Consider the following 25,820-nt stretch of genomic DNA (forward strand, 5'->3'; position numbering starts at 1 on the left):
CGGCCGCCGTGCCGAGCCTCGCTTTCGCCGCCAGTCACAGCACCCAGTCGAACGCCTTCGCGGGTGAGCGGGCGCCCTGGGCGGCTTTCGAACGATTCGGCTCGCCGAGTTCCATCAGCAACGTTTCTGATATGCGCACGAGTGACCCGAACACGTCGGGTGTCAGCCACGGCGGGCGTGTGGCAAAGAGGATGTCCTCGCTCGCGGTGTTGCCGCTCGCTCCCGGCGCGAAGGGGCATCCGCCCAGGCCACCGAGCGCTCCGTCCACCATGGTGGCCCCGGCGGAAATAGCCGCGAGGGTGTTGGCCACGCCCAGCCCCCAGGTGTCGTGCCCGTGAAAAACGATCTCGCGGGCCGGCGTCTCGAGGCGCACACGCGTAATGAGCGACGAGACCTGAGCCGGAACCGCCTGCCCGAGCGTGTCACAGATCACCACGTGGGAGGCCCCGACTGCGCGTTCGTCTTGCGCAATCTGCACCACCCGCGATGGGTCGACCTGTCCGTCGAACGGGCAGGTGAACGAGGTCGCGATGCACAGCTGGATCTGCCCATCCACGTCACGGCTGATCTCCACAGCCGCCGGCATGGCGGCGAGGCTCGCCTCGGTCGTGCGACCGATGTTGGCCTGGTTGTGGGCATCCGTTGCGGAGAAACAGTATTGAAAGTTGCGGGCACCCGCGGCGGCGGCGCGTTCCACATGCCGTGGCGTGGCGACCCATACCCAGCACCGCGCATGCTCGGCGGGCGTGAGCTCCGCGAGCACCTCGAGGGTGTTCGCCATCGGCGGCACGAGGTCGGGCCGAGCCATCGACCCGATCTCGAGCGACTCCACCCCGAGCGCGAGCAGTGACCGAATGGTCGCGAGCTTGCGCTCGGTGGAGAGCATGCCGCCAGTGAGTTGCAGGCCGTCGCGCAGGGTGACGTCGCGCAGCACCGCTGCGGGTTCGAGGGTGAACATCAGGCGGGCTGCAATTCGCTCATGATCTGGTCTATCTCGGTAGAGGTCTTGCCCAGAACCCGAGACAGCACCTCTCGGGTGTGCTCCCCGAGGTCTGGCCCGAGGGTTCGGATGTCGAGAGAGCGTTCGCCGATCACCGGCACAATGCCAGGAAAACCCACGCCGGGCAAGACCTGCGACCCATCGGAGACATCGAAGCGCTGGATCATGTTGCGCGCCTCGTACTGTGAGTCCGCGCAGATATCGGCGGCCGTATATATAGGGCCAGACGGAACCCCCGCCTCCTCCAACACGGTCAAAGCCGCTCTCGCCGAAAGCCCCAACGTCCACGCCCCGATCGCGGCATCGAGCTCATCCCGCCGCAGCCACCGGGCTGCGTTGTTTTGCAGCCCTGGATCACGCCCGAGGTCATCGCGGTCGATCACGTGCATGTATCGCTGGTAAATAGCATCCGCGTTGCCGGCGATTACGATACTCGCGCCGTCACCGCAGAGGTAGGCGTTGGTGGGAGCGATGCCGTCCATCCGCCCGCCGACCCGCTCCCGCGCCACGCCGTAGGCCGAGTAGTCGGGTATGAGCGATTCCATCATCGACAGCATCGATTCGTTGAGCGCCACATCAATGACGCGTTCGTGCAACTCAAGCGCCGCATCCGCTCGACCCTGACGCACCTCGCGCTGAAAGAGCGCCATCACCGAGCCGAAGGCCGCATAGAGCCCGGCTATGGAGTCGCCGATCGACACGCCGACTCGCACGGGAGGCCGGTCGGGGTCGCCCACGAGGTCGCGAAAGCCGCCCATCGCCTCGGCGACCGCGGCAAATCCGGGGCGCTGCGAGAGCGGCCCGGTCTGCCCGAACGCCGATACCCGGGTGAGAATGAGGTCGGGATTCACCGCGTTCAACTCGGCGGGCCCGAGCCCCCACTTCTCCAACGTACCCGGCCGAAAATTCTCGAGCACCACGTCGCAGTGCGCCACGAGTTCCAGCACGATATCGCGCCCCAGCTCGGTCTTGAGGTCGAGCACGATCGACTTCTTGTTGCGATTGATCGTGCGAAACAGCATCGACGTGCTGCCGGCGTGCAGCCGCCAGTTGCGCAGCTCGTCGCCGGTTCCGGGCCGCTCCACTTTGATCACCTCGGCGCCGAAATCGGCCAGCATACGCCCGGCCGTAGGCGCGGCGATGAAGTTGCCGAGTTCGAGCACACGCACTCCGGCGAGCGGGGCCACGTTGGTCATATCAAGTCCTTCCAGGCAATACTGTGATGCGAAACGTGGCTATTTTCCGCCGACGAACTCGTTGGTGTACGTGGCGGTGAGGTCGATCTCAGCGTCACCCACCTCTGGGTTGGCGATGCGCTGGGTGTCGAGCACGGCCTCGGCACCGGCCGCGCTGTTGCGTCCGTCTTCGGTGAGCTGCGGCTTGAGCTCCTCGATGAGCGCGGCGTAGCGTTCGAGGTCTCCGCCGCTGAAGGTCTCAGGCATCTCGGCCGCGATCTCGGTGCCGGTGTGTTCGGCAATGTAAGCGAGCGTCTTGGTGAGCACATTCGCGAGCTTCTGCGCGGTTTCGGGGTTCTTCGCGAGCCAGTCGCTCTGCGCGTAGAACGACGACGACGGCCACATGTCGGTGTCGTAGTGCTCCTCCACGCCCGCGGGTGAGCGCAGGTCGGCCAGGCTCACGGTTTCGGTGCCGGTGCGCTCCGCGAGCACGGAGACATCGGGTTCAAGCATCACGCCGGCCACAACTCCACCCGACTCCATGGCGGCCACAGCGGATGCCCCGGCCCCCATCGCGACGACACTGACGCCATCAGGATTCAAGCCCGCCTCCTCGAGCAGAAAGCGCAGCATGGTGTGACTCGAGGAGCCCGGCGCAGTGACGCCAACGCTCTTGCCGATGAGGTCGTCGAGAGACTTGATCTCGGAGGCTGATCCCGGAGCCACGACGAGGGCGATGGCGGGCGACTTACCCATCTGCACGAACGAGGTGATGCTCTGGTTCTTCGCCTGCATCTGAATGGTGTGCTCGTAGTAGCCGCTCACCACGTTGACGCTCCCGCCGAGCAGCGCGGTGAGGGCCTTCGACCCGCCCTGCAGGTCTTGCAGATCGACGTCGAGCCCCTCCTCTTCGTAGTAACCGAGCTGTTCGGCGAGGGTAGTGGGCAGGTAGGTCAGCAGGGTCTGGCCGCCGATGCCGATGGCGACCTTGGGGGTGGCTGCGGCATCCGCTCCCCCGCCTGCGGTACTGCTGCAGCCGGCGAACAGGGTGACGGTAAGCAACGCTGCGGCGGCCACGGTGAACTTTTTGGGCAGGGACACGGTGTTCTCTTTCTCTAGGACGATCAGTATTTACGCGCCGGGAACCGGGCGCCAGCGCAGCAGATAGCGTTCGAGTCGGTTCACTCCGAGGTCGACGAAGAGCACGACGATCATGAGGATGAACATGCCCGCGAACACACCTTCGGTGTCGAACACGCCCTGGGCCTGAGCGATGACGTAGCCGACGCCGGCCGCGGCGCCGAGGTATTCGCCCACGACCGCGCCCACGATGGCGAAGCCGACGCTGATGTGCAGGCTGGAGAAGATCCAGGTAAGGGCGCTCGGCAGCACGACGTGCTGAATGAGGTGACGTTCGGTGGCGCCGAGCATGCGGGCGTTGTCGAGCAACACCTTGTCGACGCTTTTCACGCCCTGCAGCACGTTGAAGAACACGATGAAGAAGACCAGGGTGACGCCGAAGGCCACCTTGGATTCGATGCCGAGCCCGAACCACAGCAGAAAGATGGGTGCGAGCACCACCCGGGGCAAGGCGTTGAACATTTGCACGAACGGTTCAAACAGCCGCTCGAGAAACCGCACCCTGGCCAACAGAAAGCCAAGAATGAGGCCGAGCCCGGTACCGATGATGAAGGCGTAGAGGGCTTCCTGCAGGGTGATCCACAGGTGCGGAAAGATGAAGCCGGTCGTGATCCAGTCCCACACGGCCACGCCGATGGCGCTCGGCAGCGAGAAGAAGAACGTATCGATCACGCCAGCCCGGCCGAGAATCTCCCAGGCACCGAGCACCACCGCGGTGAGCAGCAGTTGGTAGAAGCGCATCAGCGCCGCGGGCGTTTCGCCGCGAGGTCGGGCCGGGCCGCTGCGGGGCGGGCGGGTAGCGGATGCTGCGGGCGCGGCATGCGCTCGAGTGGACGTCGTTGACATGTCAGGCCGCCTGTGCCGCGTAGGTTTTGGCCACTTCGTCGCGCAGCTTGCCCCAGATCTCGCGGTGCAGTTCGACGAACTGCGGGTCGTCGCGAATCTCGAGCAGGTTGCGCGGGCGTGGCAGGGTGATGTCATAGCGGGCCACCACGTGGCTCGCCGGGCCGGCGCTGAGCAGCACGACCTCATCACTGAGGGCGATGGCTTCGTCGAGGTCGTGGGTGATGAAGATCACGGCCTTGCCCGACTCCTGCCAGATGTCGAGCAGCTCGTTCTCCATGATCTGGCGGGTCTGCACGTCGAGGGCGGAGAAGGGTTCGTCCATGAGCAGAATGTCGGGGTTCACGATCCAGGCCTGCGCGATAGAGGTGCGCTTGCGCATGCCGCCGCTGAGCTGGTGCGGGTAGCGGTCTTCGAAGTTCGACAGGCCCACCTTGGCGAGCCAGCGGCGAGCCTCGGCAGCCGCTTCCTTCTTGCCAACGCCACGCATAATGAGGCCGAGCGACACGTTGTCGAGCACGGTCTTCCACGGCAGCAGGGCGTCTTGCTGAAACATGTACGAGGCCCGGCGGTTGACGCCCACCACCGGGGCACCGAAGCTGCGCGCTTCACCCTCGCTCGGCGCCATCAGCCCGGCGGCCATGTTGAGCACCGTGGACTTGCCGCATCCTGTCGGGCCAACGATCGACACAAACTTGCCCGGCATCACGGTGAGGTCGATACCCTTCACCGCGAAATATGAGCCGCCCTGCGGCGTCACAAATTCCTTCGTGCAGGCATCGAGCTGGACTGCCGGTTGGTGCGCTGATTCTGTTGACGTCATTGTCATGCATTCCTTACAGGCCGGGTGTCGAGATTTTCACTCACATAGCGAGTGAACCACTCGCGATGTGGTTACATGAACCCTAGTGGCGCTTTGCACCCGAACGCAATGAATAATGATTCTGTGACAAACGGATGCTTCGATCGCCCAGCGCAGACAAGGACACCTCGTGACTGAAACAGCTGGTAACCGCATTCTGGTGCTGGGCAAGATTCGCCAGATCATGGACTGCTTCACCGTGGAGGAACCCACCCTGTCGCTGAGCGCGATTCGCCAGCGCGCCGGACTGCCCGAAAGCACCACGCAGCGCCTCGTACAGAACCTGGTGTCGGAGGGCTTTCTCGACCGCGACGGCAGCGGCTACCGCATCGGACTGGGCGTGGCGCGCTGGGCTATCAATGCCACGCAGGGCCTCGACGTCATCCAGGCCTCTCGCCCGATGCTGCAGACCCTGCGTGAACAGACCCAGGAGTCGTCGGTGCTCTATGTGCGCTGGCGGCAGTACCGAACCGTAGTGGCCACGGCCCGCTCGCCGCGTGCCATCTCCCGTGTTCTCGAGGTAGGCACCGTCATGCCGCTGCACCTGGGTTCGGCCGGCAAGGTGTTTCTCGCCTTCGACGAATTCGCCCGACAGGAGCTGCTGACCGTTGCGCCGGAGGAGGCGCTGCCCGCCGAGCTGCTGGATCAGATTCGCACCCAGGGCTGGGCGTCATCGTTCGAGGAGCGCGAACCCGAGGTCGCCTCGGTGAGCTCCCCCGTATTCGACCACCATGGCAACGTAGTGGCCGTAGTGGGCATCGTGGCCCCGTTCTCGAGGCTCAACGAGACGACCGCCGTTCCCGGGTATACGGAGCCGGTCGTGGAGGCCGCGGCGCGGATCTCGAGCGCGCTGGGGTTCGAGAAAATAGAACCATCATAAATACCCTCCTCAACGTCAGCTGGCTCGTACTCTCGGGCTTCTGGCCTATCGTCAGTTATATTGTGGCCGCCCTCATCATGTGCGTGCTCATCGTTACGATCCTTTGGGGGATCCCGGCGGCACGCATCGGCGTCTACGCGCTCTGACCGTTCGGTATCGCCAACTTCAAGTTGATCCCGGTCGCCCTCATGCTTCTCGGCAAGCAGACCGTCGACACGCCCTAGCGCTCAAAGGAGCGCGCTGATGTGTTCCGGAAAGCCGGCGCCGTCTGCGTCAGATTGTTCAATGCCCGTTCAGCACAACTTCCGCTATCAATTTGTCGAGCTTTCGAACATCGATCTTCTTGCCCACATTAATTTTGATGTGCCCCGCGCGCGTCCACAGTTCGATTTCGGCATTGAAATCGAGTGTTCCAGCGTTTTCGGATGACCACATATTAATGCTGGAATACGGCAACGAATAAAGCTCAACTTTCTTACCAGTAATGCCCTGCGCATCCCTTACGATCAGGCGCTTAGTTGTGAAGACTGCGCTATCTCGAAATGTCTTGTATGCGGCAATAGGTTGCTCACCGGCCACGAGCATCGGGTGAATATCGGCAGGGATTTCTACTTCGGAGACAAACGTCCAGGAAGTGATTGCGGCTGTTTCCATTTTGACTTCTTTACTTTCGTTTGCGGCGCGAAATTCGCCCATTTGACTAAATGTAGCGGTCGCCCTGCTCCCGCCGACAAAGGGGACCCAGTTGAAGTTCAAGCATCAAACGAATGTACCCACCCTGATAGCACTCCGGTGTGTGTGGGCACCGTGATTTGATACCCAGATCTGGCTCCCTGCAAGTGGCGACCACTTACCGCGGCGTTCGCCACCGGATCGTACCCTTCGCAGTCGACGGATAGACCACGACTCCGCCCTGCGTGATCGGCAATTCGCCGCGGGCGACCATGCGGCGTGCAGCTCGGCGGGCCGGTTCCATCAGGTCGCGCCAATCCTCGCCGCCGATGGCTCGCGCCGCGTCAGAGGGGCAGATCGTGGAATCGTGCGCCCGCGTCTGGAGCAGCGTCACGATGGTCGCCTCGAGCTGCAGGTCGGTCGCATTGACGCCGCCTTCTGCTCCATTCGTTTCAGTGGAGCTCACAGAGCCGTTCGGCAGACTGGGCGTCAATATAGGGGCGCAAAACCTCGTCGTCGAGCAGTTGACTGAACCCGACGGCAGCCTTGCAGGCCTCCTATGCGGTGCTGAATCCGGCGGCGATTCACCCTTAGATCTGCAGGCGTTTCGCGAGCGCGACAGTGAAGCCGTTCAGTCAAGGCTCGCTCGGTGGGCCGCCGCATCGAACTCCGCGCTGCGCTGCCGAAGTTGCAGCGCCTTGAGGGACGCGGCGAAGGCTCGTTCGAACGCGGCAGCGTCCTTCGAGCGGATGCCGTAGAGCCGACTCACCCACTCCCCCACCTCGAGCCGGATCTGACTCCAGAACAGGCCGCGGGTGACGACGACAGCCTCAACGTTCTCAACCGCGCTCACAATAGCGACGCCACCCAGGGTGACCGTGACGGAGTCGCCGTGGAGTGCGAGTTTCCAGTCACCGGAGCTGGTGAGGGCCTTGCCCCAGGCGGATGGCTGCCAAGTCGGCGGCATGCTGGCTGTCCTCTCGCTAGCTCGGCGAGTTCGATCCGGTTGCAGGGCCCACGGCTGAATGGCCGTGCATTCCAACAATCGTCCTGAGTGCGCGAGGCGGGCTTCAGCCCGCACTTCGCACTCTAGTGAACACGTAGCCGGCCCGCGGCCCTCGGACAGGGCTGATTTAGGGAGGTTCTGGCGAATCAGAGCGCCACGGCCTTGATCGCCGCCGTGAAAGGTGAAAAGTAGAACGCTTGACCCGCCTGGCCGCCCATTGAGGTATCGACTCCCGGTCGCGCTCGCGACCGTCGTCGCATTTTGCGATTCTCAGCGGAACCAGGATGAGTTGAGGGCATAGTCGCGAGACATAGTGACGCGTCGATGCGACGACGATGGCCTGTTCAGGCTGGTCGAGCGCAGCGTGCAGGGCATCCGCTGAAATGTCGAAAAGGTTGGCGACGTCGACGAGGTCGGCCATCTCATCCGTGGTGAGGAGGCCGTCAGCCCAGGTGATGCGGGCGAGCGCGGCAAAATACTCGCCGTGCAGCAACTCGCAGCGGTGGCGGCTGAAACCGAGCTCCTCGGCAAGCTGCACAAGCGCCTGCGCTTCGTGGGCAGAGAGCTGCCGGTCAAGCAGGCAGCGGTCGAGCAGGGCGAGGTAGTCCTGCTGTTCGGCCGGCCCGGTGATCTCGGGCAGGCACATGCTGGTGCGCTCAAGAACGGCGGATGTTGTCTGCTCCGTCGCGAGTTCCGGGCCTGCGTACCACGGGCGCGACGGCAACGACACAGTTAGAAGATACGACTAGGCCAACGCGACCCACCCAGCCCGCTGATCGAGCCGGTCAAGATCCCCCTACGAACAACTGGACCTATTCTCTGCACGAGCCATTGACCTAGTGCCTTCGAGATGCGCTGCGGGCGATTGCTCAACCCCAGAGACGGCGGCAGTACACAGGAAAACGGCGGCGCTTACGCGACAGATCACCCCACGCCCGAGAGCACTGCGGTTGATGAAGGACTCTCACTGAACCCAGATCTGCCCGTCCGCGCTGATATGCACGGTGGCAACCTCAGTGCCCCGATTGAGACCCCCCGCCACGAATCCGGCGGTCTCGAAATCGGTGGCGACGAAACCGAACATGCAGCACCTGAGCCACGCGGGTGGTCCTTCGAATATACCGAGGTGACAGCACGCGCCGGCAACCCGCTGACAAGGCGCTAACGCTGTTCGGTTTTCAGTACTCACCGGCCGAAAATTGACGATCGCCATGAACGATGCGGTCGGCATAAAACGCTGGGACATCGGTAGGTGAAGGCGATGCTTTGCCTCACCTAGTACTTGCAATTGATTGGGCACATCATAAGGACGCGCGCAGGAACACTTTCAAACCACGCCCGCAACACCTGTCTGGCTTCTATCAGTGCACCCAAGATCACGAATCACAAGAATTAAGATTTTAGGACCGTATCGGCCGGCCCGAGTTCGCTAGTCTGGCTCAAAAGCAATCGGATGGGGAAAATGTGACAACGGCAAACCTCGATCCCTCATCCAACACAGATTTTATTGAGGGCACCGTCATCGAGGCGTGGGCAGATGATGCGAACGAGGAATCAGATTCAGTATGGACATCGGCCTCGAGCGCATCTCTTCAAGGCACGGACTGGACTGTTGAGACCCTTCTCAGCCAGCTCAGGCAAGGGAACATAGACATTTCTCCGGCTTTTCAGCGGCGAAGTGTCTGGAACGCCGTGAGAATGAGCCGGTTTATCGAGAGCATCTTTGTTGGATTCCCGATCCCCCAGCTCGTCCTTGCCTCCGACAAATCACGTCGAGGAGTTTTCATCGTATTAGACGGCAAGCAGCGATTGTCTGCAATGAGGCGTTTTGCACTTGACGTTGAAGTCGATGCACACCCGTTGAGATTGACCGGCCTTGATTTGCTCAAGCAATTTTAACGGGAACACGTTCAGCGAGTTGGCAGACAGCACGCAATTCGCTGACGACGTACGAATGTTCTTAAATACAACAATACGGACCGTCGTGATATCAAATTGGAGCGATGACTCGTATCTTAATCTCGTTTTCCATCGACTTAACACTGGCAGCGTTGCACTCTCATCACAGGAACTGAGACAAGCACTCTACCCTGGGGAATTTGCATCGCGAATAAATGAATTTGCCGCGACTAGCCGGTCCTTGCATGCAGCGCTACACACGACCGAAGCTGACTTTCGCATGCGCGATACAGAACTGGCACTTCGATTTGTGGCATTTAAGCTCAGATTGCCGGAGTACAGCGGAAACCTGAAAACATTCTTAGATAAGACCACGTCGCTCTACAACGATCAATGGGAGGACAACGCAAACGACGTCGAGGACGCACTAAAGTCCTTGGATTCAGGAATAGATGCCTCCTTGCAGATATTTGGAGCCGATGCCTTTAGGCGCTTTGTAGATGGCAGATATGAGTCGCTTTTCAACCGCGCCGTGTTCGACGTGCAGTGTCTCTATCTTTCCGCCCCGTCGTACGCGAAATTGGCCATGAAGAACCCGAAAAAAGTTAAACGCGCCTTTGAAACACTGTTGACCGAGGACCCGCAATTCGCCACAGCGGTGACGTCAACTACAAAAAGTCTTGGGGCCACGTTCTATCGCCTCGAGGCTTGGGGCAAAGCCTTCTTCAACGCGATTGAAATTCCTGCAAAGTTGCCCTTCCGTCAACAAGACGGCCGCATTGGTTGGGGAATAGAACTTGACTAGCAAGGAGATGGAACTCCTTCATGGACGGATCCAGAGCCTGAAAGATATCTTTCTCCCTACCAATTGGGATCCGATCGGCGACTATTCGCAGCATGTGAGAGAACAGGCCGCTGCATTTACTCTGATGGTTCATGCCGAAATTGAGTCGTATATCGAAATACGCGTATCACGCTATGCCGAGGCAAGGGAAAAGGCTTGGATTCTACGTAGGGAAGTGCACAAATCGTTGTTGGCATTTGTTCAAGTCGCCTTTACAGACGCGAACAAACAGGCAACAAAAGGTGATATTTCACTGGACGAATTGGTCAGGCTTGGACGCCGAATGCTCACATCTAGGATTGCAGGTAATCATGGGATCAAAGAACAAAACCTGCTGCGGCTCCTGCCGGCGATAGGAATTAAATTACGGGAACTTCCCCCGGGCCTTGCTCCAGACCTAACCTCCTTGGGCGCGACGCGCGGAGAGTATGCTCACACCTCAGGTCATTCACGCACTTTGGTCAACCCTCAAGATGAGTACAGCGCCGTAGCCCGAATCATATTAGCCTTGGGCGAATTTGATCAGCTGACAGATACAACTGCGGCGTGAACCGGCACCAATGGCTTCGTCGGTGACAGCGAACCAGTTCCTATGGCGTGAGCGATCAATCTACGTTGCTCTTTGATAGGCACAAGAAGCCAATCGAGGAAATTCATGCGAAGTTTCACGTCGGTCATTCTCACGCAGCCCAAACGACAAGCCTTAGCGATTCAATATTGATTTCGGAGTTACCCGACCGATCATAAGACGCAACTCTTCCGGTGAATAAGGAGGATTTCGACGATGAACCATGGAATGGCAGTTACTGCACAATGGAATCAAATCCCGCAGCGGATCAATCAAATAGCCCGGCGTAATCTGCGAAACAGGAACACGGTGGTGCACTTCCACAAAGTCGAGGCCAATATCGCCATAAGTGACAGCAAAATCTAGGTCGCACACCCAACAGGTGTATCCATAATGTCTCAGGCACATCAACCTGTTGACAGGACTGCGTTCGTATCGGTTGACCTCGATGGTCGATACTGCGCCCTCGGGGAGACCAACCGCGCCAATGTCCTGAAGTGCTTCAAATTCTAAGCACTCTATGATCAAGGCTAAACATTGACTACCGGCGGAGATCACTTTGTCATCGGGATCAGCCCGAACTCGAGGAATGCGAGCCGTGCACTCAATTTCAAGCGATTGCCACGTCTCAAAATCCATTGGCGCCGACATATCAAGTTCACTGCCATTGACATATATGTTGGTTCGAATGCCATAGCTTACCTCACCGTCGTGGATGATCGACTGCCAGGCCGCAGGATCCTGTGCAACAACAATACCCACGTGGCGGATCAGCGGTCCAGCAAAGGAATCTGCCACGAAGACAGCAATAGCTCGAGACGGAACTCGAGATAGCGAGACACTGAACGAACTGCCAAACGGAGCACCCTTAAGTCGGAGTCCTGACGAATGCGAACCGCCCCAGTTTACAAAGCACGATTCTAGGTCCACTCCAATAGCGGATTCAATACCATGAATAATATTATTGTTGAGTAGCGAAATCATCCGTGGCCACCTAAATAGGGTCAATCTCAGCTGGTTCAGGCAGATCCCTCATGAGCTTATTCAGGTTCATGCTTACTTCAGCTCGGAAATCGTCAAAGTTATCTTTCATCTCGTGAGTCGTGTTGTTCTGCTCTGCCTGAGCCAATGCAAAGAACAGATACTCGATCGCCTGCACGAGAGGGCTGTTCGTTGAGTTCGGTAAGTATGCCTTTCTGTACCAAGAGTGCCCCGTGTTCAGCGATACTCCGATTCCTTTGCCCGGTATATAACTTCCCTCCCAGAGAGAACCGTTCTCCAAATTGTCCTTCCGTTGAACAAAAACCGGGTTGGTATCGTCATTCGGAAAGATTGCGATGTGGCCCGTTGACATGCCCGCCGAGTCAAGTATCGTCAGCGACCCTTGGTTGCCAGTCAGAACGACCGAACCGTCATCTTGGCCTGCGATTACGGCAATATCGAGGCTTTTTAGGGCACTTGCGATAGTCCGTTCGCTGGGGCGCCCGGGACTATCCGCACCCCCTGCCGTTGTAGCCGCTTTCGCTTTACCCCGCCTGGATCGATTTATAGCCTCATTGCGGATAGGTGCTAAGTATTTGTTTAACTCCGACGAAAAATTGGCATCGAGGTGTACACCGGATTTTTTGATCCCAACGCCGAAAACATCATCGAGCTCGCCAGGAAATGAAAGTTCTATACGCAAGTTGTTCATGTGAGTCTCTGACGTGCCGACTAAGCCAAGCCAGCTAGGTCCGTCGATCAATCGATTCTCTCGGTAAAGAAAAATTCCTTGGCTCTGATTAGAAATCTTCACCGATGTCCCATACGCCTCGTCGTCGATTTCGTTTCGTGGAGGAAGAATATATGAACGACAGATGACACTTTGCTGGTCGCCGGAGGAACCTTCAAAGCGCCAATACTTCACCTCTCCTGGGTCCACAGGAGAAATCCATTTGGCGCAGAAAGGGTCCCAAGCAACCACAGGCACCGCGTTCACGTAGATCTTTACGTTTCGAGCCCTTTCGTCTTGTTCATCTAGAAAACGCTGAAAGACCATGGCGATATGCAACCGGAGTTTGCCAACCATGTCATCGACGAATCGTCGCGAGTTTACTGGGTCCTTGCCGTGCTTGGTCTTGAGAAGCCTGTCGACCTTCTCCCACAAAACCAAAGTTCCAGACGAGGGCGTTGCAAGGGAACCGAAGTTCGCAATCCTAGCCATCGCCTCATTGAATTCGTCCTCTTGATCAGGTTCTGCTGGTCCTTCGTCTAAGAGCCACTCGCCCCGCGCAGTCAGGACGTCGAGATCCCAAGTGGCAAAGTGTATTCGTTCCTCACCGGACTCCTCAGAAAGTGAGATGAGTGACAACTTGCGGCAGAATGCGGTTGAAGCAGTTTTCAACCCCATCCCAAATTTACTGAGACTATTGGGGGTGTTCTGCTGGTCGCTTCCATATTTCATCGCGTTCTCGAGACCGGTGCGATCCATTCCGCAGCCGTCATCAGCGATTCGCACGCTGAGCTGAAGCATTGAGTCGAGATCAATAGAAATGTGGACGATTCCTGCATCATTCGCTACGGAATTATCGACGATGTCCGATATGGAGGCGTTGAACGTGTATCCAGTGTCCCGCAGACCCTCCACAAGTCTGGAAGTGTTCGGTGCAACAATTTTTAATGCCATTTAGCAGCCTCTCCATCGTCTATCATTGTCCAACCGCCTCGCACAGCCCGCGATGTAACGTTCGTTGTTGAAGAGTGCACATCGCCATCATGGACTGTCGTAATGAGAACATCACCTTCAGACGTCCGCGTGAAAACAACGTGATCTCCTGGGGATGTTCCCATATCACGAAACATTTTCGTCATCCCTGTCAGACGATACTCGTTTCGTGTCCCACGGCCGTGAATTTTGTTGTTGTAGTGAACAAATCTTAGGTCCCAATATTCGCCTGTATCGGAATCCTTTACCGTCACAATGCACGACGGGTTGAATATCTTTGGATCAAGCGGGGGGAAGAACTCGAGTATTCGAGATGCGCCACTCTTCGGGACAACAATTCCGGCCTGATGCGAGCCGGTAATTCCTAACTCGTTGGCACTGATCTGCTTGCTGACGCTTTGGCTATACCCCTGTGCCATTTTCGTTTCCTTCTTTCTCTTTGATACCACTGTCAAATGCGTCCGCGAGATGCTGCTTCCAACTCGAGCGCTCTACCATTCTCTCTTCTACGCTATCGGCGTAGTAGAGATGATGCACGAAGACTGGCTTCATTTGCCGGCGTCTGTAGGACCGTGCGGTCGCTTGTTTTGTTACAGCCGGATTCCACTGAGGATTAAAGTGCACAACATGGTTCGCAGCGACTATATTCAAGCCCGTTCCGGCCGCTGTCGGATTTAGAATCAAGCACGCCGCTCGTTTGGTTTCCGTAAACTCATCGATAATTTGCATTCGATCAGGTACTGGTTTTCGACCATCCACTGTGGCTACGAACGCGTCGGGATACAAGTTCCGAACGGTAGCTGCCAATTGATCAATACTTCGCAAGTAGCTTGCAAAGACTAGAATCTTGTCGCCACCCGCGAATCCTTCCGCCAACAGGGAGAGCACGTGTTGAACCTTGGGCTTCTTTGCGAAATTATCATCGAAAGTTTCGCTGCTATGCGCGCAGATCATTTCGAGTTGTTTCTGATCAAGACCGTCTTTGGATTGATTTCGTACCCGAGCCATCAGCGCGCGATCTTCGTCGTCCATCTGAAGTGCAGTAAGAATCTCGACTCGATCTGGCAAATCGCGCGCAACCTCTACGACTCGCCTTCGCACAGTGACCTGTGCAGCGATACGGCCGAGGCGTTGCGCCGCCTCCTGTTGATTGTCAAAAGCTAACTCGAACTCATCTAACCCACCAAGAAGCTGTGGGATTACAAATTCGCTCAATGACCAAAGATCTCGAAGTGAGTTTTCAATAGGTGTACCAGTGACCGCGACCGACACATCGCGGATGAGCAGCTTCATGTATTTAGCTCGCTGCGAAGCCGGATTCCGAATTTGCTGAGCCTCATCGAGGACGACAATGTTCCAGCGCAAAGCGCCAATAAAGCCGAAGTCGTTGATGACTGTTTCATACGAAGTCACGACCACGTCGAACTCGTCGAGCCCCGAGGCCACTCCGGTTCGCTGCGGTCCAGAGTGATCAACGACCGCTAAGTCGGGTGCGAACTCTCGAAATTCTCTAAGCCAATTCGGGATCAACGAAGCGGGCGCCACGACGAGTGTTCTCGAGCGAGCGGGCCGGCTCAAAGCCAATGCAATCACTTGAATCGTTTTGCCTAGGCCCATTTCATCGGCCAGCAGACACCCCAGGCCATTGTCAGCAAGCAGTCTCAGCACTGACGAACCGACTATCTGGTAATCGTAGAGAGTCGCTCTGAGCGTAGGGGGAACTGGCAGCACTGCCTGGGTCTTCGCCCAATCCAGACCGTAATTGTTGTCAGACTCATCACGCAGAAAATGTTGTGCCAACGGTGTACTGAGCAGGCGAAGATAGCCGCCACCGGTCAGACGGCCCTTAAGCCTCGTTTCAATCCCTCCGAGAGAACGGTAGATGTCATCGAGCTCCACGCGGTTGAGGCGATGTACGGTCTTGCCGTCGATAACATAATCACTGGCGAGCGGATAGGGGCCGAAGACTCCGTCATTGTCGGTGAGAATTTTCCACTCTAATTGTCCCGGAAATGTCCCCGTGATCCGGAGCACTGCTCGCAAGGCGCGCCGAGAGAAGCGAAGCTCTGGAAGCTCCTGACGGATTGAACTGGAGCTTCCCAAGCTAACATCCGCAAATATCATCTCGGCGTTCGTTTTAGAAGAGTCCAACCATATTTCTCCCGCACGCGCCACCCAAGCCATCAATCAGCTCCAATGCGCGGGAGGGGAAGGGTTCGACCTCGTGCGCACCTGCCTAAGTATATTTGGCATAGGGAATCTTCCAAACTAGTTGAGATTTATAAAATGGCTTCGAAGGGCAGGATTTCTTACAGTCTCCTCACCCGTACAAGGGAGTCGAGTTGCGGTATATCAAACACATTCCTCGACCACACTCATTCTTGCAGACCTGACCAAAATTGTTGTGTCACATTTTCAATGGTCAGGGGCCGACAGCTACATATGGATGATGCTCTCGACGCCTCGGCACGAAGCGGGTGAGAGCTGAAAACTTGAGACGGTCAGCGCAACGGTGTGGTGTGTGTGATCAACTTTTTGTTAAAGGAATGAAAATGGGAAGGAAATCAAAGCCGCTCGAGCAACGGATAGCATTTGTCACGGCAGGTGCTTCGGGCACGTCACTTCGAAAGTCTGCGGTGCTAGCAGGGATATCTAGGTTCACCGCGTGTCTGTGGCTCAAGAGATCGGGTGGCGCGCGGCTACGGGCGACGAAGCCGTGTCGGGCGCTGCGGCTATCGCTCGATGAGCGCGAGAGCATCTCGCAAGGACTTGCCGTTCATCGGTCGTTGACAGCGATCGCCACTGAACTAGGCTGCGCCGTCCCAACCGTTTCGCGAGATGTACTGCGCGATGGTGGCTCGAACGGCTACCGGTCGGCCCAGTTGAACGTCTCGCCGCCGCTCGAACACGGTCACGACTGGGGGAACTCGCCTTCGATAATCGGCTCCGCCAGCACGTGGAATCCAAGCTCATTGTCTGCCGGTCTCCGCAACAGATCTCCACGCCGATGGTCTCGGAGATCCCAGACGACGAGCGTCTGGACGTCCCAAAGAGACCGTATAAACCTTCCTGTAGGTGCAGGTCTAGCCCGGTCTCCGTGGCCACTTGGTGCCAAGAGTGACGGAATCATCGCTGCGCTCATCGACACCGCACACATCGTGCCAGCGATGCGTCCGGTCCATATACGATGAGCGCGGAACAGGTGGCTCAATTTTCACCGCCGATGCTGGCTTGACTTTTCAACCGTCGATGGCAAGCATTGCGGGCCAGGGTGCCGGGATAATCGGCATATCGAATTCGGTATCGTCACCTCGGAGCCATCCTTCGAGCAGCTTAAGACAAGTCGCTGTGCTGTCCTTTCTCTGCAATCCGCATTCCCACACAGTTGCCACACGCCACCCACTAGCGAGGAGCTCGGCCCTTACGAACGAGTCCCGTAAACGATTAGCCTCTAGCTTTTGTCGCCAGAAGTCAGGGCGCGTCTTAGGCCACCGAAAGGTCGAGCACTGATGGCAGTGCCAAAAACAACCGTTGACAAAAATCGCCGCCTTGTATTTAGGGAGCACAATATCGGGCACACCGCACAGCTGTTGCACGTGAATTCGAAATCGAAATCCATCGTGATGTAACGCACTTCGCACAGTCATTTCAGGGGCCGTGTTCTTCGATCGGATAGCCGCCATATTTTTTCTGCGGGAAGGAGAAACGAACATCTATTTATTCCTGCTGTTGACCAACGAGTGCTCGATGCTCCTTCACGGCAATAATATGAGGCTTCATTATTCGGGCGATCTCTGCCATAACTGGCACTACGACGCTGTTGCCAAATTGACGGTACGCCTGCGTGTCGCTCACGGGGATTCTGAAGCTATCCGGGTAGCCCATGAGGCGGGCGCACTCTCGGGGGGTCAGACGTCTCGGCCGATTGTCTGCGCCTTGGCTCAGCAAAATCTCGGAACCATCTTTGTAATATCGTGCTGAGAGTGTGCGAGTCACGCTCTCTCCGGTAACGAGTCCGAACCCAAATCCATTTCCAGCAGCTTTGTGTTTGCGCGCGTAAGACTGAAGATATTCCCAAAGTTTCGGTGTGAGAGTGTATTTTTCGAGAACGGACGACGATGCGTGGTCGAAAAAGCGATTCCCATCACTCTCGATTAGAGCCTCGGTTCCGTCCGTCTTATGAAGAATGGATGACAGGACCGGGCGGTCGACCGGCAAATCCAGATCTGTCCAAGAAAATTTTGTCGGCGACGCAAAACCAACAATAATTATCCGTTCTCGGTGCTGAGGCGTAAAGTGTCCGCCGTCGATGATTTTGTAGTGAACTTCATAGTTAAGTTCGTCTCGCAATGTGGCCAGAATCACGCGGAAGGTGTTTCCTTTGTCGTGACTGAGCAAGTTCTTGACGTTCTCAAGCAAGAACGCAGCCGGACGTTTCTCAGCAATGATCCGGGCAACATCGAAGAATAGAGTACCTTGCGTCAAATCTCCAAAGCCGTGGGCACGACCCAAGGAATTCTTCTTACTGACGCCCGCAATGGAGAATGGTTGGCATGGGAAACCTGCAAGGAGCACGTCGTGGTTTGGCACTTTGGCGGCGTCGTAGGGGACGATATTGCCAACAAATTCATGCGTGTCCGGATAGTTCTCCAAATATGTCTTTTTAGAGAAGTCATTCCATTCGCTGGTGAAAACACAGTTTCCTCCGTGCATGGCGAAGCCAGTTCGAATGCCACCGATTCCTGCAAAGAGATCGGCTGTATCAAAGTCTTGCACCTCGGTTTGCGCCTGAACGGGATGGGAGATGGCTCGCAGGGCATGCTCAAGGTAGGCGGGAAATGTTGTCTCGCCCCGTTCCCACCGACCGACAGTCTTGTTACTCACGCTCAGCTTGTCTGCCAGCTCACGCTGTGAATATAGATGTCTGAGATTCGAAAGCAGGTTGGCCGCCGGGAGCGAAGCAGGCAGTTTTTGGGAGCGCATAGGGACAGTCTGTCCTATTTTTGACACAATTTTTTCTAAACCGACTGTGAGCGCCCACTCGATGCGGGCAGCGGCGCAGACATGATTGTAGATTCCGCACGCATGCTAGAGGTTCTCCTTGACGCTTGCGCACCATCCAACGGATTACCACCGACTCTGGTTCGGCGCGCAACGGCGCCATTGCCAAGAGGAAATCGTTCTGGATGCTTCGTCGGGTTTCTACAGGCATGGGGCCTGAAATGGCGTCCAGCCTGGACGTGTCTCGTAGGTCATCACGAAAACGCTTTCGAAGGTGGGCTTCGAAGAGTCCTCACTGCCAATGCTCTGTGTAGAACTTTGTATTGCTCCGAATAACTTGTTTGTTGCAAGAGCGAGCGCGTCGGTCTCAACCCGCGCTATCGGCTCGGCGAGCGGTGCCCACCTGTGCGTTTGGTGATGGCATCCACCCCCCTGATGAATTCTTGCTAAAACCAAAGGTGCAGGCAGTCGAGCTTCACGGGTAGGTCTTCCACGATGACGTGCCGGGCAGACTCGATCTTCTCGTTGTCGGCGCTCGCCGGACCCGTCCTAGCGAGCGGGCGACCGACATACGAGGCGCACAGCTTGTTGCGCTGGCCTGCGTGCGCCGAACGCAACGGGTTGACTTCGACATTCGGCGTTGAGGGTGAGGCGTTACGGTGCGCCAATAAGTCAGAGGAACAACTTGTTGTAGGGGCAAGCCGACGAAGACGGCGAGGGTGGCCGCTGTCGCAAAGCTGATCAGGGTCCGTGTCACGCGCCGCACTCGCGCAGTTCTCGCTTCGCCGTCGATCACAGCGAATTGTGTCAGCAGATTCGGACTCGGTGGTCACTTGGGCGCAGACCAAGTCGCCGGGGCATTGACTAGAGCAACGAGCTCCACCAGCTCGGATTCGGCAAAAGGCACGGCCGTTTCAAAAGCCAACATCGCAAATTGACCGCATCCAGAACATCAACGCGATCAGGCTTCTTCTTGATCGTGATCTGCCCCGGGGCTGACCAGCGCGATCACGGCCTGCGCTGCCGGGAGCTGCGGCATCCGCTTTCGAAGCATTTTCGTGACGCGAGCGGCCTCGAATTTCGAGTTGCGGAGGTAGGACTGCTTCTGGCCATTGACCATTATCGACCGTTCGGCGATCCAGATCTTCTTGCCACGATGGTGTTTGGTGTTGATCGTGAAGATTCCGCCCGGGCCGAGCACGAGATGGTCAATATCGGCGCCGGCTTTGCCGATCGGAAGNGGGAGGCGGCCGAGAATCTTGCCGACCTCGATCTCACCCTGAGCGCCGAGGTACCAGGCGACGCTTTCGGCGGCCAGCGGGGAGTATCCCCAGAACCGAGCGAAACGCGAGCGTGGCGGCACAGCTTGTTGCTGGCGGAGCAACTCTTCGATGACCGATTGGCCAGCGATCTGATCGCGCATACCCGGTGCCTGTGTTGTCATGTATCCCTCGATGGTTGAGTGCCTATCTAGCGGGCATGGCGTCGCTACCAAGAGTGGAGTCGGCCGCCGCCTAACCCTACGGGCAGGGGATCTTGGTGTACCGGCGACCTTTGTCGTCGACGGAGGTTCCGTTGTTGCCGTAGGCGCGGCATCCGGTGTACGTGTCGACGCTGGGAACCGCGGGCGCAACGTACGGTTCAACGTAAGGAGCGACATACGGTTGCTCGGCAGCCCGCTGGGCGGCAAGAGCTCTCGCGTCGGCAGCGGCCCGTGCGTCAGCGACAGCTTGTGCGTCGGCAGCGGCCCGTGCATCGGCAGCGGCTTTCGCTGCGGCTGCGGCGTCTGCGGCTGCCTGTGCCGCGGCCGCCGCCTCGCGCGCCACTGCGCCGGTCTCAGCCGTTACGAGCTTCTTGTGTATCGAACTCGCCTTGGTGTCCATGTTTCTCAAGCCCTTGCCGTAGCCGATCTTGGGCGTGGCCAGCAGGATGGACATGGCGATAGACGGCTGATCCAAATCGGCAAGGCGTTGCAGTGCCGCGATGCCGGCCATGAGTGCAGCGGCCCGCGCGACCAGCGCTGTCACCTCGCCGGATGGAGCGGTCGCGCTGTCGACCGCCGCGAGTTGCTGCGTCTCGGCTTTCAAGGCCTTGACCTGGGTGCGAATGGTGCAGTCCGTTGTCTTTGAATAGAGGCCCCGGAACTTCGTCTGAGCTATTTTCTGGGCGGCCTGCACGGTTTTGAAATTCTTGTCATTGGCACCGAAGGTGACCGCCATTCCATAGCCTTGTCGAGCGATTTCCTCACTGATGAACTTGTCGTCGGCAGTGTAGACAGCGGCCAGCGTGCGCCCGTAGCGATCGAGTCGCTCCCGGTCGTATTTCAGGGTGACCTTGGCCCCGACAGGGAGTAATGCAGTGAGGTAAGCCGAGGCTACTGGGCCTCCGCATTCCACGGGCTCGGTCGGGTCTTTTGTTTCGGGGGTGTCGATGTTGAGCAGGCGCACCCGCGTCTCTTTCGAATCTATTTTTAGCACCACGGTGTCGCCATCGATCACACGAACCACGACTGCGCGATCGTCTTTGGCGGCGTTAGCCGGCGCAGCAGTGAACGTGATTCCAGCGATTACCATCAACACGGTTGCGGCGGCTGAGGCCTTGGCAGACAACCAACGGTGACGATTTGAGCTCGACGATACGAATGACACGGTGCCCCCAATACGACTGCAGACAAGAACGATCGCCGTGCGGTGTCGAGCTCTGCAGTGATCCTGATTATGCCGGAGTTTATGTCGCCATGGACACGACTGTGCCCGCGCTACGCTACCGCCCGCACTTTTCCCTCTGGCTGGCCCTTGCAGGGGCCGGTGTGCTGATCAGCATCGCCCCGCGCGCCGGCGCGATCAGCACCATGAACAATTCGCTGAAGAGCGGGTTTCGGCGCGCTCTTCGTGACCGTCGCCCTACTGCTAGCGCTGGTGCACTCAAGGACTTTAGCCCGGCAGAACCGCTCACGCGAGTACCGCGGCGACTTGCTAGTATGCATCCGCTTGGTGGTCGGTACGGCGGATGCGCTCGGCGGGCTCTTTGTGCCAGAGCGCTTGCAGGCCTGGGTGATTCTCGGCCGGCGGCTGAACGCCATGGTCTACGTGTTCTGCGTGCAAACCGCGACCTCGCACGATGTCTACGACCAGCTGAATGTGGCCCAATGGGATTTCTACGTGGTGCCACGCAGCGATTTGGCCTTGACCAATCAGAACAGCCTCGGAATCGCGCGCGTGAAATCATTGTCCGGCGGCGCGACCGCCTGGGATGTTCTGAAAGCGGCGGTCACGGCTGCAGCGGTTGGTCAGGAGCGGGATGATGACGGGGATTGGTGGGGCGCGTAGGCCTGTCGGCGACCAGCCGCGGCGTCGACGCGGGAAACGGGCGGTTCGGATGGGTAGGGGCCGTCCTGAGCCAGCCTGTTTCGGACATTTTAACCCGTCGGCAGCAGGCGAGCATCCGTTTGGCTGGCCAGCTTGCGGTCAAATGTGTAGAGCGGCTGGTTCGACGTCACGTCTGCCGCCGTTACGAGATAGCAGTCTTCGAAGGACAATTTGGGATGCCCGACATACAGGGTCAGCGCGCGATCAAACAGTGACGCGTTGGCGACGATCTGGGGGAGATTCACGAGGCCATGAATAGCTTCTTGCTGCTGCTCTCGATTCAGTCCGTAGGCGCGGCCCAACACGAAGACTGTCTCGACGAGTGCGATGTCCGATACGAAAAACATGCCGCCCGTCTGAAGCAGGACCACAGCGGCGTCATGTTGCTCGGGCACATCGTTGAGTAGCAATCGGAGAACGACATTTGCATCCAAGGATGCGCTCAATTTGCGCGCTCGCCGTTCCGATGTTCCTGGTAATAGGCGTCGACGTCTGTCACGGGCTCGATGATGGTCGCGTAGCTAGAAATTAGCGCGCTGAGCGCTTCGATGCCTGCAACCGGCGCAATATTCATCGTGCCGGTCTTTTCGTCGATCGAGATTTCAAATCGATCACCCTGTTCGAGTCGCAGGGCCTTACGCACGGCCGCGGGAAGCGTTAGCTGCCCCTTGCTGCTCAACGTTACGACGGTCTTCATGTCTTACAGTTTATGACACGTAAGTCGATATGGCTACGGTCTGTCGTGCAGGCGTGGGTAAGAGCAAGCGCACTCGCGTCTCAGCTGCGTCGATGACCTTGGTTAGCGACGGAGGTTTTGTTGTTGCCGTAGGCGCGACGCCACGGCCAGTTCTGCTGCCGCAACCGATGCATCCGCTGCAGCACTGCATCGACGCGCACCTGCAATGCGCTGCCGTGTGCACGTGTCACTCTGGCTGCCCGCTGTACACGGCGACGCTCAGTACCGGATGGCGGGGCGGCTGGGAGGCTTTACTCAGGCGCGCTAGGCACACTTGAGGACCCAATCAAACAGAAAGGCCCCCAATGAGCAACCTCCAACGCATTCTGCGCATGGCATCGAAGGCCCTCGAGCAGAAGGGGCAGCCGTCTTCCGGCGGGTCGGGCAAGACAGATTGGCGCGATATGGTGCGCACCACAGCCGACAAGGTCACCGGAGACAGTCGGCCCCCAGCGAGCAACGTGCAGCGGAGTGCCGCTCCCCGTTCTGGGTCGAACACGTCGTCGGCGTTGAGCGCAGACGACCGCGCGGCCATCGCCCGCTACGATTACCTGCTGCAGACCGCAGAGCCCCAGCAGCTTGAACAGGTGCACCGCGATGCGTTCGCGCGGCTCACGCCGGCGCAACGAGACGAGGTCGACGCCCAGCTGCGCACCGAGCTGCCCGCCAACGAATACCCGGCATCGACCAGCCCCGAAGACCTGGCCCGGTCGGCCACCCGCGGCGAAGCTCAGAAGCCCGGCCTGCTGAAGAAACTGTTTGCCCGACCGTCCGGCCGAGGCACCGGCGGCGCCCTTGCCGGAGCGGGTGTCGCCGCCCTTGGACTCGGTGCTGGCGGGTTACTTGCAGCCGTCGCCGGTGGCGCGGTGCTCAGCAATGTGGCTGGCCCCCTTTTAGAACAAGCGGCCGGACTGGGCGTCGATTTCGAGGGCCTCGCCGGCGGACTCGAGGGCGTCACCGGTGGTCTCGAGGGAGTCACCCAGGGCGCCGCCGACGGGGCGGGCGAGTACGCGACCGGCCTCGGCGAGCAGGTGTCCGACCTGGGGTCGAACTTTGAGATCCCCGGTCTCTCGGCACTCGGCAGCTTTTTTAACCGCGAATAAGCAGTATCACCGAAGGTAGCGTCCTCGCCGGGCGACGTGCGAGGGCGTAGGCCTACGTTCGTCGGGCCATCGGAACGTTGGCACCCGCGATACGCTGGCGTGTGCAACTTTCCCTCTGGCTGGCCCTTGCGGGTGCCGGCGTACTGATCAGCTTCACCCCGGGCGCCGGCGCGATCAACACTATGAACAACTCGTTGACCAGCGGATTTCGGCGCTCGATCTGGGGAATCCTCGGGCAGCAGGCTGCGCTCATCGTGCACATCATCGTGGTCGCGCTCGGCGTGGGGGTACTCGTGGCCGGTTCCCCCGTGCTGTTCAACGTCATTCGCTATGCCGGTGCCGCCTACCTGGTGTATCTGGGCATCCGCTTGATTCTGCAGAAGCCCGGCTCCCAACGGGACCCGACCATGCCGGTGACCCGGGAGCCAGCCAGGTCGATGTTTCGCCGCGGCTTCTGGGTGAACCTGCTCAACCCCAAGGCACTCGTCTTCTTTCTCGCGTTCATGCCGCAATTCATTCGGCCGGAGCAGCCGCTGCTCCCCCAATACCTGGTGCTCACCGTCACCGTCGTACTGATCGACGTCGTCGTGATGTGGTTCTTCTTCGCGGTGGCGGCCAAATCGTTCCAGCGCTTCACCAACACCGCCCGCGGGCAGCTCATTCTCAACCGCACCTTCGGCGTGCTGTTCGTGACCGTCGCCCTGCTGCTGGCACTGGTGCACTGAGCGCCCATCGGCCGCACCATTCGGTTTCAGGAATCGCGGCCATACTTGCCGCTTTACGCGCGGCGAACAGATCGTCTGACCGGCCGGGCTGGCGAGCGTGCACCGTGAAATGGTTGCGCCTGGCCTTATCGCGCATTTCTGTTGATGACGTCTTCAGCGTCGGCCAGGCCTGTCCTCGATGAGAAAGCAATACGGTCGCGGCGTCGAGCCGCTGGGCGGGATCCGCTTCGGAGTAGGCGCGGCCGGTCGGTACGCTGGCAAGATGACGAACACCGACACACGACAACCGCGCCGCGCCATCAGGGCGGCAGCCGTGGGCTTCGGGGCCGTTGCGCTGTACGCGCTCGTCGGGGTTCTACAAATACTGGTGTGGAATCCGTTGGCGGCCGTACCGGGCGCGACGCTCGCGCAAATTCGGGCGAATATGACCCTCGCGAATGAACCGCTTGTCGCGAACGGCGTCGTCATCTGGGCGGCGATTGGGGTGGTGCTCGCCGCCGTGGTTCTCGTGGTGACGATCGTGCGACACATAGGTGCGAGCGGGCCGGTTGTGGCGGCCTATCTCGTTCTGCTCGTGTTCGCGGCTCCCGGGCATTTCTTTGTGGCTTTCGGGCCCGGCATGTCGATCGCCGACACGTTCATGATTTCGGGCGGGGATCACGCCCCGTGGGGTGTCGTGCTGTACCTGGTCAGTGCCGCCGCCCTGCTCGCCTTGATCGTGTTGATCATTGGCGCCGCGCGCGCGGCTGCCGCCCGAGACACCAACCGAGGCAGAATAGATGGATGAGCGATGCCGGCGACTTCGTGGACCGCACGCTGCAGTACGAAGCAACCTGGGAGCGGGCGGCTGAGGCAGAGGCCCGGTACGGGAACAAGCTCGAGTTCTACGGCGCCTCGGTGGGCGCCGTGCGGGGAACCATCCGCGACCTGGCCCGCCGGCATAAGAACATGAGCCACGACGAGGTGACCGCACTCAGTTCCGAGCTCTGGAACGTGCCGGTGTTCGAGCGCCGCCTCGCCGCGATCGTGCTGCTGCAATCGAACGTGACCCGGCTCGACAACACCGACCTCACCCGCATTGAGGGGTTTCTGCGCGGAGCGAGGCTGCCAGAACTCGCGGATCCGCTCACCTTCACCGTGGTGCTGCCCCTGGTGCAGGCGCTGACCGGCGCGAATCGTGCCCGAGCAAATGCCTCCCTGGCGCGGTGGGCCAGCGATGGTGACCCGTGGCTGCGCCGCGCGGCCCACGGCGTCGACACGAAAATCGCTCGGGTGTGACTACCGATATCACGGG

30 protein-coding genes are annotated in these 25,820 nt (G+C 59.0%); 10 read left to right on the top strand and 20 right to left on the bottom strand.

Translation table 11 applies throughout. The annotated features are described in order from the left end of the window. Positions 1-34 precede the first annotated feature (34 nt). From CXY83_RS15350 to CXY83_RS15370, 5 genes are read right to left on the bottom strand one after another with little or no spacing between them, the layout of a single operon-like run. Positions 35-958, bottom strand: coding sequence for a hydroxymethylglutaryl-CoA lyase (locus CXY83_RS15350; protein WP_104198185.1), 924 nt, complete (start codon positions 956-958; stop codon positions 35-37). Then, a complete protein-coding gene (locus tag CXY83_RS15355; RefSeq protein WP_104198186.1) occupies positions 958-2,196 on the bottom strand; it encodes a CaiB/BaiF CoA-transferase family protein in 1,239 nt (412 codons plus the stop codon). Before CXY83_RS15355 ends, CXY83_RS15350 begins: the two co-directional genes overlap by 1 nt. Before the next feature lie 39 nt (positions 2,197-2,235). After that, positions 2,236-3,276 carry an ABC transporter substrate-binding protein gene (locus CXY83_RS15360; RefSeq protein ID WP_158251896.1) on the bottom strand — a complete coding sequence of 347 codons (1,041 nt, stop codon included), beginning with the start codon at positions 3,274-3,276 and terminating at the stop codon, positions 2,236-2,238. A 30-nt stretch (positions 3,277-3,306) separates the two neighbouring features. After that, positions 3,307-4,161: an ABC transporter permease gene (locus tag CXY83_RS15365; protein ID WP_199184980.1), complete on the bottom strand. Its 855-nt coding sequence runs from the start codon at positions 4,159-4,161 to the stop codon at positions 3,307-3,309. Position 4,162: 1 nt separating this feature from the next. Next, positions 4,163-4,981 (bottom strand): ABC transporter ATP-binding protein, encoded by an 819-nt coding sequence (locus CXY83_RS15370; RefSeq protein ID WP_104198189.1) that lies wholly within the window; start codon positions 4,979-4,981, stop codon positions 4,163-4,165. 169 nt (positions 4,982-5,150) lie between these two features. Between CXY83_RS15370 and CXY83_RS15375 the strand changes: the two genes are divergently transcribed. Then, the gene (locus tag CXY83_RS15375) at positions 5,151-5,900 is read left to right on the top strand and encodes an IclR family transcriptional regulator (RefSeq protein WP_199184981.1); all 750 of its coding nucleotides are present in this window, start codon (positions 5,151-5,153) and stop codon (positions 5,898-5,900) included. A 282-nt stretch (positions 5,901-6,182) separates the two neighbouring features. Here CXY83_RS15375 and CXY83_RS15385 read toward each other — a convergent pair whose 3' ends face one another. The 4 genes from CXY83_RS15385 to CXY83_RS15400 all read right to left on the bottom strand — a co-directional run bounded on the left by CXY83_RS15385 (position 6,183) and on the right by CXY83_RS15400 (position 8,308). Next, a complete protein-coding gene (locus CXY83_RS15385) occupies positions 6,183-6,554 on the bottom strand; it encodes a PH domain-containing protein (protein ID WP_104198190.1) in 372 nt (123 codons plus the stop codon). Between the two features lie 196 nt (positions 6,555-6,750). Next, positions 6,751-7,038 carry a DUF3253 domain-containing protein gene (locus CXY83_RS15390; RefSeq protein WP_199184982.1) on the bottom strand — a complete coding sequence of 96 codons (288 nt, stop codon included), beginning with the start codon at positions 7,036-7,038 and terminating at the stop codon, positions 6,751-6,753. 165 nt (positions 7,039-7,203) lie between these two features. Next, positions 7,204-7,539: a hypothetical protein gene (locus tag CXY83_RS15395; protein ID WP_104198192.1), complete on the bottom strand. Its 336-nt coding sequence runs from the start codon at positions 7,537-7,539 to the stop codon at positions 7,204-7,206. A gap of 166 nt (positions 7,540-7,705) precedes the next feature. Further along, positions 7,706-8,308 carry a hypothetical protein gene (locus CXY83_RS15400; RefSeq protein ID WP_146069953.1) on the bottom strand — a complete coding sequence of 201 codons (603 nt, stop codon included), beginning with the start codon at positions 8,306-8,308 and terminating at the stop codon, positions 7,706-7,708. A gap of 734 nt (positions 8,309-9,042) precedes the next feature. Here CXY83_RS15400 and CXY83_RS15405 point away from each other — a divergent pair. The 3 genes from CXY83_RS15405 to CXY83_RS15415 all read left to right on the top strand — a co-directional run bounded on the left by CXY83_RS15405 (position 9,043) and on the right by CXY83_RS15415 (position 10,871). After that, a complete protein-coding gene (locus CXY83_RS15405) occupies positions 9,043-9,477 on the top strand; it encodes a DUF262 domain-containing protein (RefSeq protein ID WP_158251897.1) in 435 nt (144 codons plus the stop codon). A gap of 280 nt (positions 9,478-9,757) precedes the next feature. Then, positions 9,758-10,282, top strand: a complete 525-nt coding sequence (locus CXY83_RS15410) for a hypothetical protein (RefSeq protein WP_104198195.1) — start codon at positions 9,758-9,760, stop codon at positions 10,280-10,282. Beyond that, positions 10,275-10,871: a hypothetical protein gene (locus CXY83_RS15415; protein ID WP_146069954.1), complete on the top strand. Its 597-nt coding sequence runs from the start codon at positions 10,275-10,277 to the stop codon at positions 10,869-10,871. The genes CXY83_RS15410 and CXY83_RS15415 overlap by 8 nt, the downstream gene beginning before the upstream one ends. Before the next feature lie 153 nt (positions 10,872-11,024). Here CXY83_RS15415 and CXY83_RS15420 read toward each other — a convergent pair whose 3' ends face one another. The 4 genes from CXY83_RS15420 to CXY83_RS15435 form a co-directional block, all read right to left on the bottom strand. Then, a complete protein-coding gene (locus CXY83_RS15420) occupies positions 11,025-11,687 on the bottom strand; it encodes an HNH endonuclease (protein ID WP_158251898.1) in 663 nt (220 codons plus the stop codon). A 196-nt stretch (positions 11,688-11,883) separates the two neighbouring features. Then, positions 11,884-13,554 (bottom strand): ATP-binding protein, encoded by a 1,671-nt coding sequence (locus CXY83_RS15425; protein ID WP_104198198.1) that lies wholly within the window; start codon positions 13,552-13,554, stop codon positions 11,884-11,886. Beyond that, the gene (locus CXY83_RS15430; RefSeq protein WP_104198199.1) at positions 13,545-14,012 is read right to left on the bottom strand and encodes an EcoRII N-terminal effector-binding domain-containing protein; all 468 of its coding nucleotides are present in this window, start codon (positions 14,010-14,012) and stop codon (positions 13,545-13,547) included. The genes CXY83_RS15425 and CXY83_RS15430 overlap by 10 nt, the downstream gene beginning before the upstream one ends. After that, on the bottom strand, positions 13,996-15,777 hold the full coding sequence (locus tag CXY83_RS15435) for a DEAD/DEAH box helicase (protein ID WP_104198200.1): 1,782 nt from the start codon (positions 15,775-15,777) through the stop codon (positions 13,996-13,998). Before CXY83_RS15435 ends, CXY83_RS15430 begins: the two co-directional genes overlap by 17 nt. 368 nt (positions 15,778-16,145) lie before the next feature. Between CXY83_RS15435 and CXY83_RS18665 the strand changes: the two genes are divergently transcribed. Then, a complete protein-coding gene (locus CXY83_RS18665; protein ID WP_369831180.1) occupies positions 16,146-16,784 on the top strand; it encodes a helix-turn-helix domain-containing protein in 639 nt (212 codons plus the stop codon). 48 nt (positions 16,785-16,832) lie between these two features. Here the strand turns inward: CXY83_RS18665 and CXY83_RS18670 are convergent, their stop codons facing one another. The 4 genes from CXY83_RS18670 to CXY83_RS15460 form a co-directional block, all read right to left on the bottom strand. Continuing rightward, positions 16,833-17,306, bottom strand: a complete 474-nt coding sequence (locus CXY83_RS18670; protein ID WP_104198202.1) for a very short patch repair endonuclease — start codon at positions 17,304-17,306, stop codon at positions 16,833-16,835. Positions 17,307-17,310: 4 nt separating this feature from the next. Next, positions 17,311-18,576 carry a DNA (cytosine-5-)-methyltransferase gene (gene dcm / locus CXY83_RS15450; RefSeq protein ID WP_104198203.1) on the bottom strand — a complete coding sequence of 422 codons (1,266 nt, stop codon included), beginning with the start codon at positions 18,574-18,576 and terminating at the stop codon, positions 17,311-17,313. Between the two features lie 979 nt (positions 18,577-19,555). Beyond that, a complete protein-coding gene (locus tag CXY83_RS17690) occupies positions 19,556-20,038 on the bottom strand; it encodes a nuclease-related domain-containing protein (RefSeq protein ID WP_158251899.1) in 483 nt (160 codons plus the stop codon). Between the two features lie 76 nt (positions 20,039-20,114). Next, entirely contained in the window at positions 20,115-21,167 is a 1,053-nt protein-coding gene (locus tag CXY83_RS15460; protein WP_158251900.1) for a thermonuclease family protein, read from the bottom strand. Positions 21,168-21,584: 417 nt separating this feature from the next. On the opposite strand from CXY83_RS15460, the gene CXY83_RS17895 reads away from it, so the two are divergent. Next, positions 21,585-21,923 (top strand): hypothetical protein, encoded by a 339-nt coding sequence (locus CXY83_RS17895; RefSeq protein ID WP_199184983.1) that lies wholly within the window; start codon positions 21,585-21,587, stop codon positions 21,921-21,923. Positions 21,924-22,012: 89 nt separating this feature from the next. Here the strand turns inward: CXY83_RS17895 and CXY83_RS15470 are convergent, their stop codons facing one another. The 3 genes from CXY83_RS15470 to CXY83_RS17695 form a co-directional block, all read right to left on the bottom strand. Next, on the bottom strand, positions 22,013-22,408 hold the full coding sequence (locus CXY83_RS15470) for a PIN domain-containing protein (RefSeq protein ID WP_104198207.1): 396 nt from the start codon (positions 22,406-22,408) through the stop codon (positions 22,013-22,015). Further along, complete coding sequence (locus CXY83_RS15475; protein WP_104198208.1) at positions 22,405-22,659, bottom strand: AbrB/MazE/SpoVT family DNA-binding domain-containing protein; 255 nt, start codon at positions 22,657-22,659, stop codon at positions 22,405-22,407. Before CXY83_RS15475 ends, CXY83_RS15470 begins: the two co-directional genes overlap by 4 nt. Positions 22,660-22,739: 80 nt before the next feature. After that, the gene (locus CXY83_RS17695; protein ID WP_158251902.1) at positions 22,740-22,889 is read right to left on the bottom strand and encodes a hypothetical protein; all 150 of its coding nucleotides are present in this window, start codon (positions 22,887-22,889) and stop codon (positions 22,740-22,742) included. A 114-nt stretch (positions 22,890-23,003) separates the two neighbouring features. On the opposite strand from CXY83_RS17695, the gene CXY83_RS15480 reads away from it, so the two are divergent. The 4 genes from CXY83_RS15480 (at position 23,004) to CXY83_RS15495 (ending at position 25,804) form a co-directional block, all read left to right on the top strand. Continuing rightward, entirely contained in the window at positions 23,004-23,801 is a 798-nt protein-coding gene (locus tag CXY83_RS15480) for a hypothetical protein (protein WP_104198209.1), read from the top strand. 101 nt (positions 23,802-23,902) lie between these two features. Continuing rightward, positions 23,903-24,526 (top strand): LysE family translocator, encoded by a 624-nt coding sequence (locus tag CXY83_RS15485; protein WP_104198210.1) that lies wholly within the window; start codon positions 23,903-23,905, stop codon positions 24,524-24,526. A 262-nt stretch (positions 24,527-24,788) separates the two neighbouring features. Continuing rightward, positions 24,789-25,313, top strand: a complete 525-nt coding sequence (locus CXY83_RS15490) for a hypothetical protein (protein ID WP_233200999.1) — start codon at positions 24,789-24,791, stop codon at positions 25,311-25,313. Then, positions 25,310-25,804, top strand: coding sequence for a DNA alkylation repair protein (locus CXY83_RS15495; protein ID WP_104198211.1), 495 nt, complete (start codon positions 25,310-25,312; stop codon positions 25,802-25,804). The genes CXY83_RS15490 and CXY83_RS15495 overlap by 4 nt, the downstream gene beginning before the upstream one ends. Positions 25,805-25,820 lie beyond the last annotated feature (16 nt).

It is taken from the genome of Cryobacterium sp. M15 (assembly GCF_002929675.1).
Taxonomy (GTDB): domain Bacteria; phylum Actinomycetota; class Actinomycetes; order Actinomycetales; family Microbacteriaceae; genus Cryobacterium; species Cryobacterium lyxosi.

Coding starts and splice junctions, on each gene's coding strand:
- CXY83_RS15385 (WP_104198190.1), bottom strand. CDS start 6,554: ATGGAAACAGCCGCAATCACTTCCTGGACGTTTGTCTCCGAAGTAGAA.
- CXY83_RS15410 (WP_104198195.1), top strand. CDS start 9,758: ATGCGCGATACAGAACTGGCACTTCGATTTGTGGCATTTAAGCTCAGA.
- CXY83_RS15435 (WP_104198200.1), bottom strand. CDS start 15,777: ATGGCTTGGGTGGCGCGTGCGGGAGAAATATGGTTGGACTCTTCTAAA.
- CXY83_RS15395 (WP_104198192.1), bottom strand. CDS start 7,539: ATGCCGCCGACTTGGCAGCCATCCGCCTGGGGCAAGGCCCTCACCAGC.
- CXY83_RS15490 (WP_233200999.1), top strand. CDS start 24,789: ATGACGAACACCGACACACGACAACCGCGCCGCGCCATCAGGGCGGCA.
- CXY83_RS18665 (WP_369831180.1), top strand. CDS start 16,146: ATGGGAAGGAAATCAAAGCCGCTCGAGCAACGGATAGCATTTGTCACG.
- CXY83_RS15350 (WP_104198185.1), bottom strand. CDS start 958: ATGTTCACCCTCGAACCCGCAGCGGTGCTGCGCGACGTCACCCTGCGC.
- CXY83_RS15365 (WP_199184980.1), bottom strand. CDS start 4,161: ATGTCAACGACGTCCACTCGAGCGCATGCCGCGCCCGCAGCATCCGCT.
- CXY83_RS15495 (WP_104198211.1), top strand. CDS start 25,310: ATGAGCGATGCCGGCGACTTCGTGGACCGCACGCTGCAGTACGAAGCA.
- CXY83_RS15425 (WP_104198198.1), bottom strand. CDS start 13,554: ATGGCATTAAAAATTGTTGCACCGAACACTTCCAGACTTGTGGAGGGT.
- CXY83_RS18670 (WP_104198202.1), bottom strand. CDS start 17,306: ATGTTCGTTTCTCCTTCCCGCAGAAAAAATATGGCGGCTATCCGATCG.
- CXY83_RS15355 (WP_104198186.1), bottom strand. CDS start 2,196: ATGACCAACGTGGCCCCGCTCGCCGGAGTGCGTGTGCTCGAACTCGGC.
- CXY83_RS15460 (WP_158251900.1), bottom strand. CDS start 21,167: ATGGTAATCGCTGGAATCACGTTCACTGCTGCGCCGGCTAACGCCGCC.
- CXY83_RS15370 (WP_104198189.1), bottom strand. CDS start 4,981: ATGACGTCAACAGAATCAGCGCACCAACCGGCAGTCCAGCTCGATGCC.
- CXY83_RS15430 (WP_104198199.1), bottom strand. CDS start 14,012: ATGGCACAGGGGTATAGCCAAAGCGTCAGCAAGCAGATCAGTGCCAAC.
- dcm (WP_104198203.1), bottom strand. CDS start 18,576: ATGCGCTCCCAAAAACTGCCTGCTTCGCTCCCGGCGGCCAACCTGCTT.
- CXY83_RS15480 (WP_104198209.1), top strand. CDS start 23,004: ATGAGCAACCTCCAACGCATTCTGCGCATGGCATCGAAGGCCCTCGAG.
- CXY83_RS15475 (WP_104198208.1), bottom strand. CDS start 22,659: ATGAAGACCGTCGTAACGTTGAGCAGCAAGGGGCAGCTAACGCTTCCC.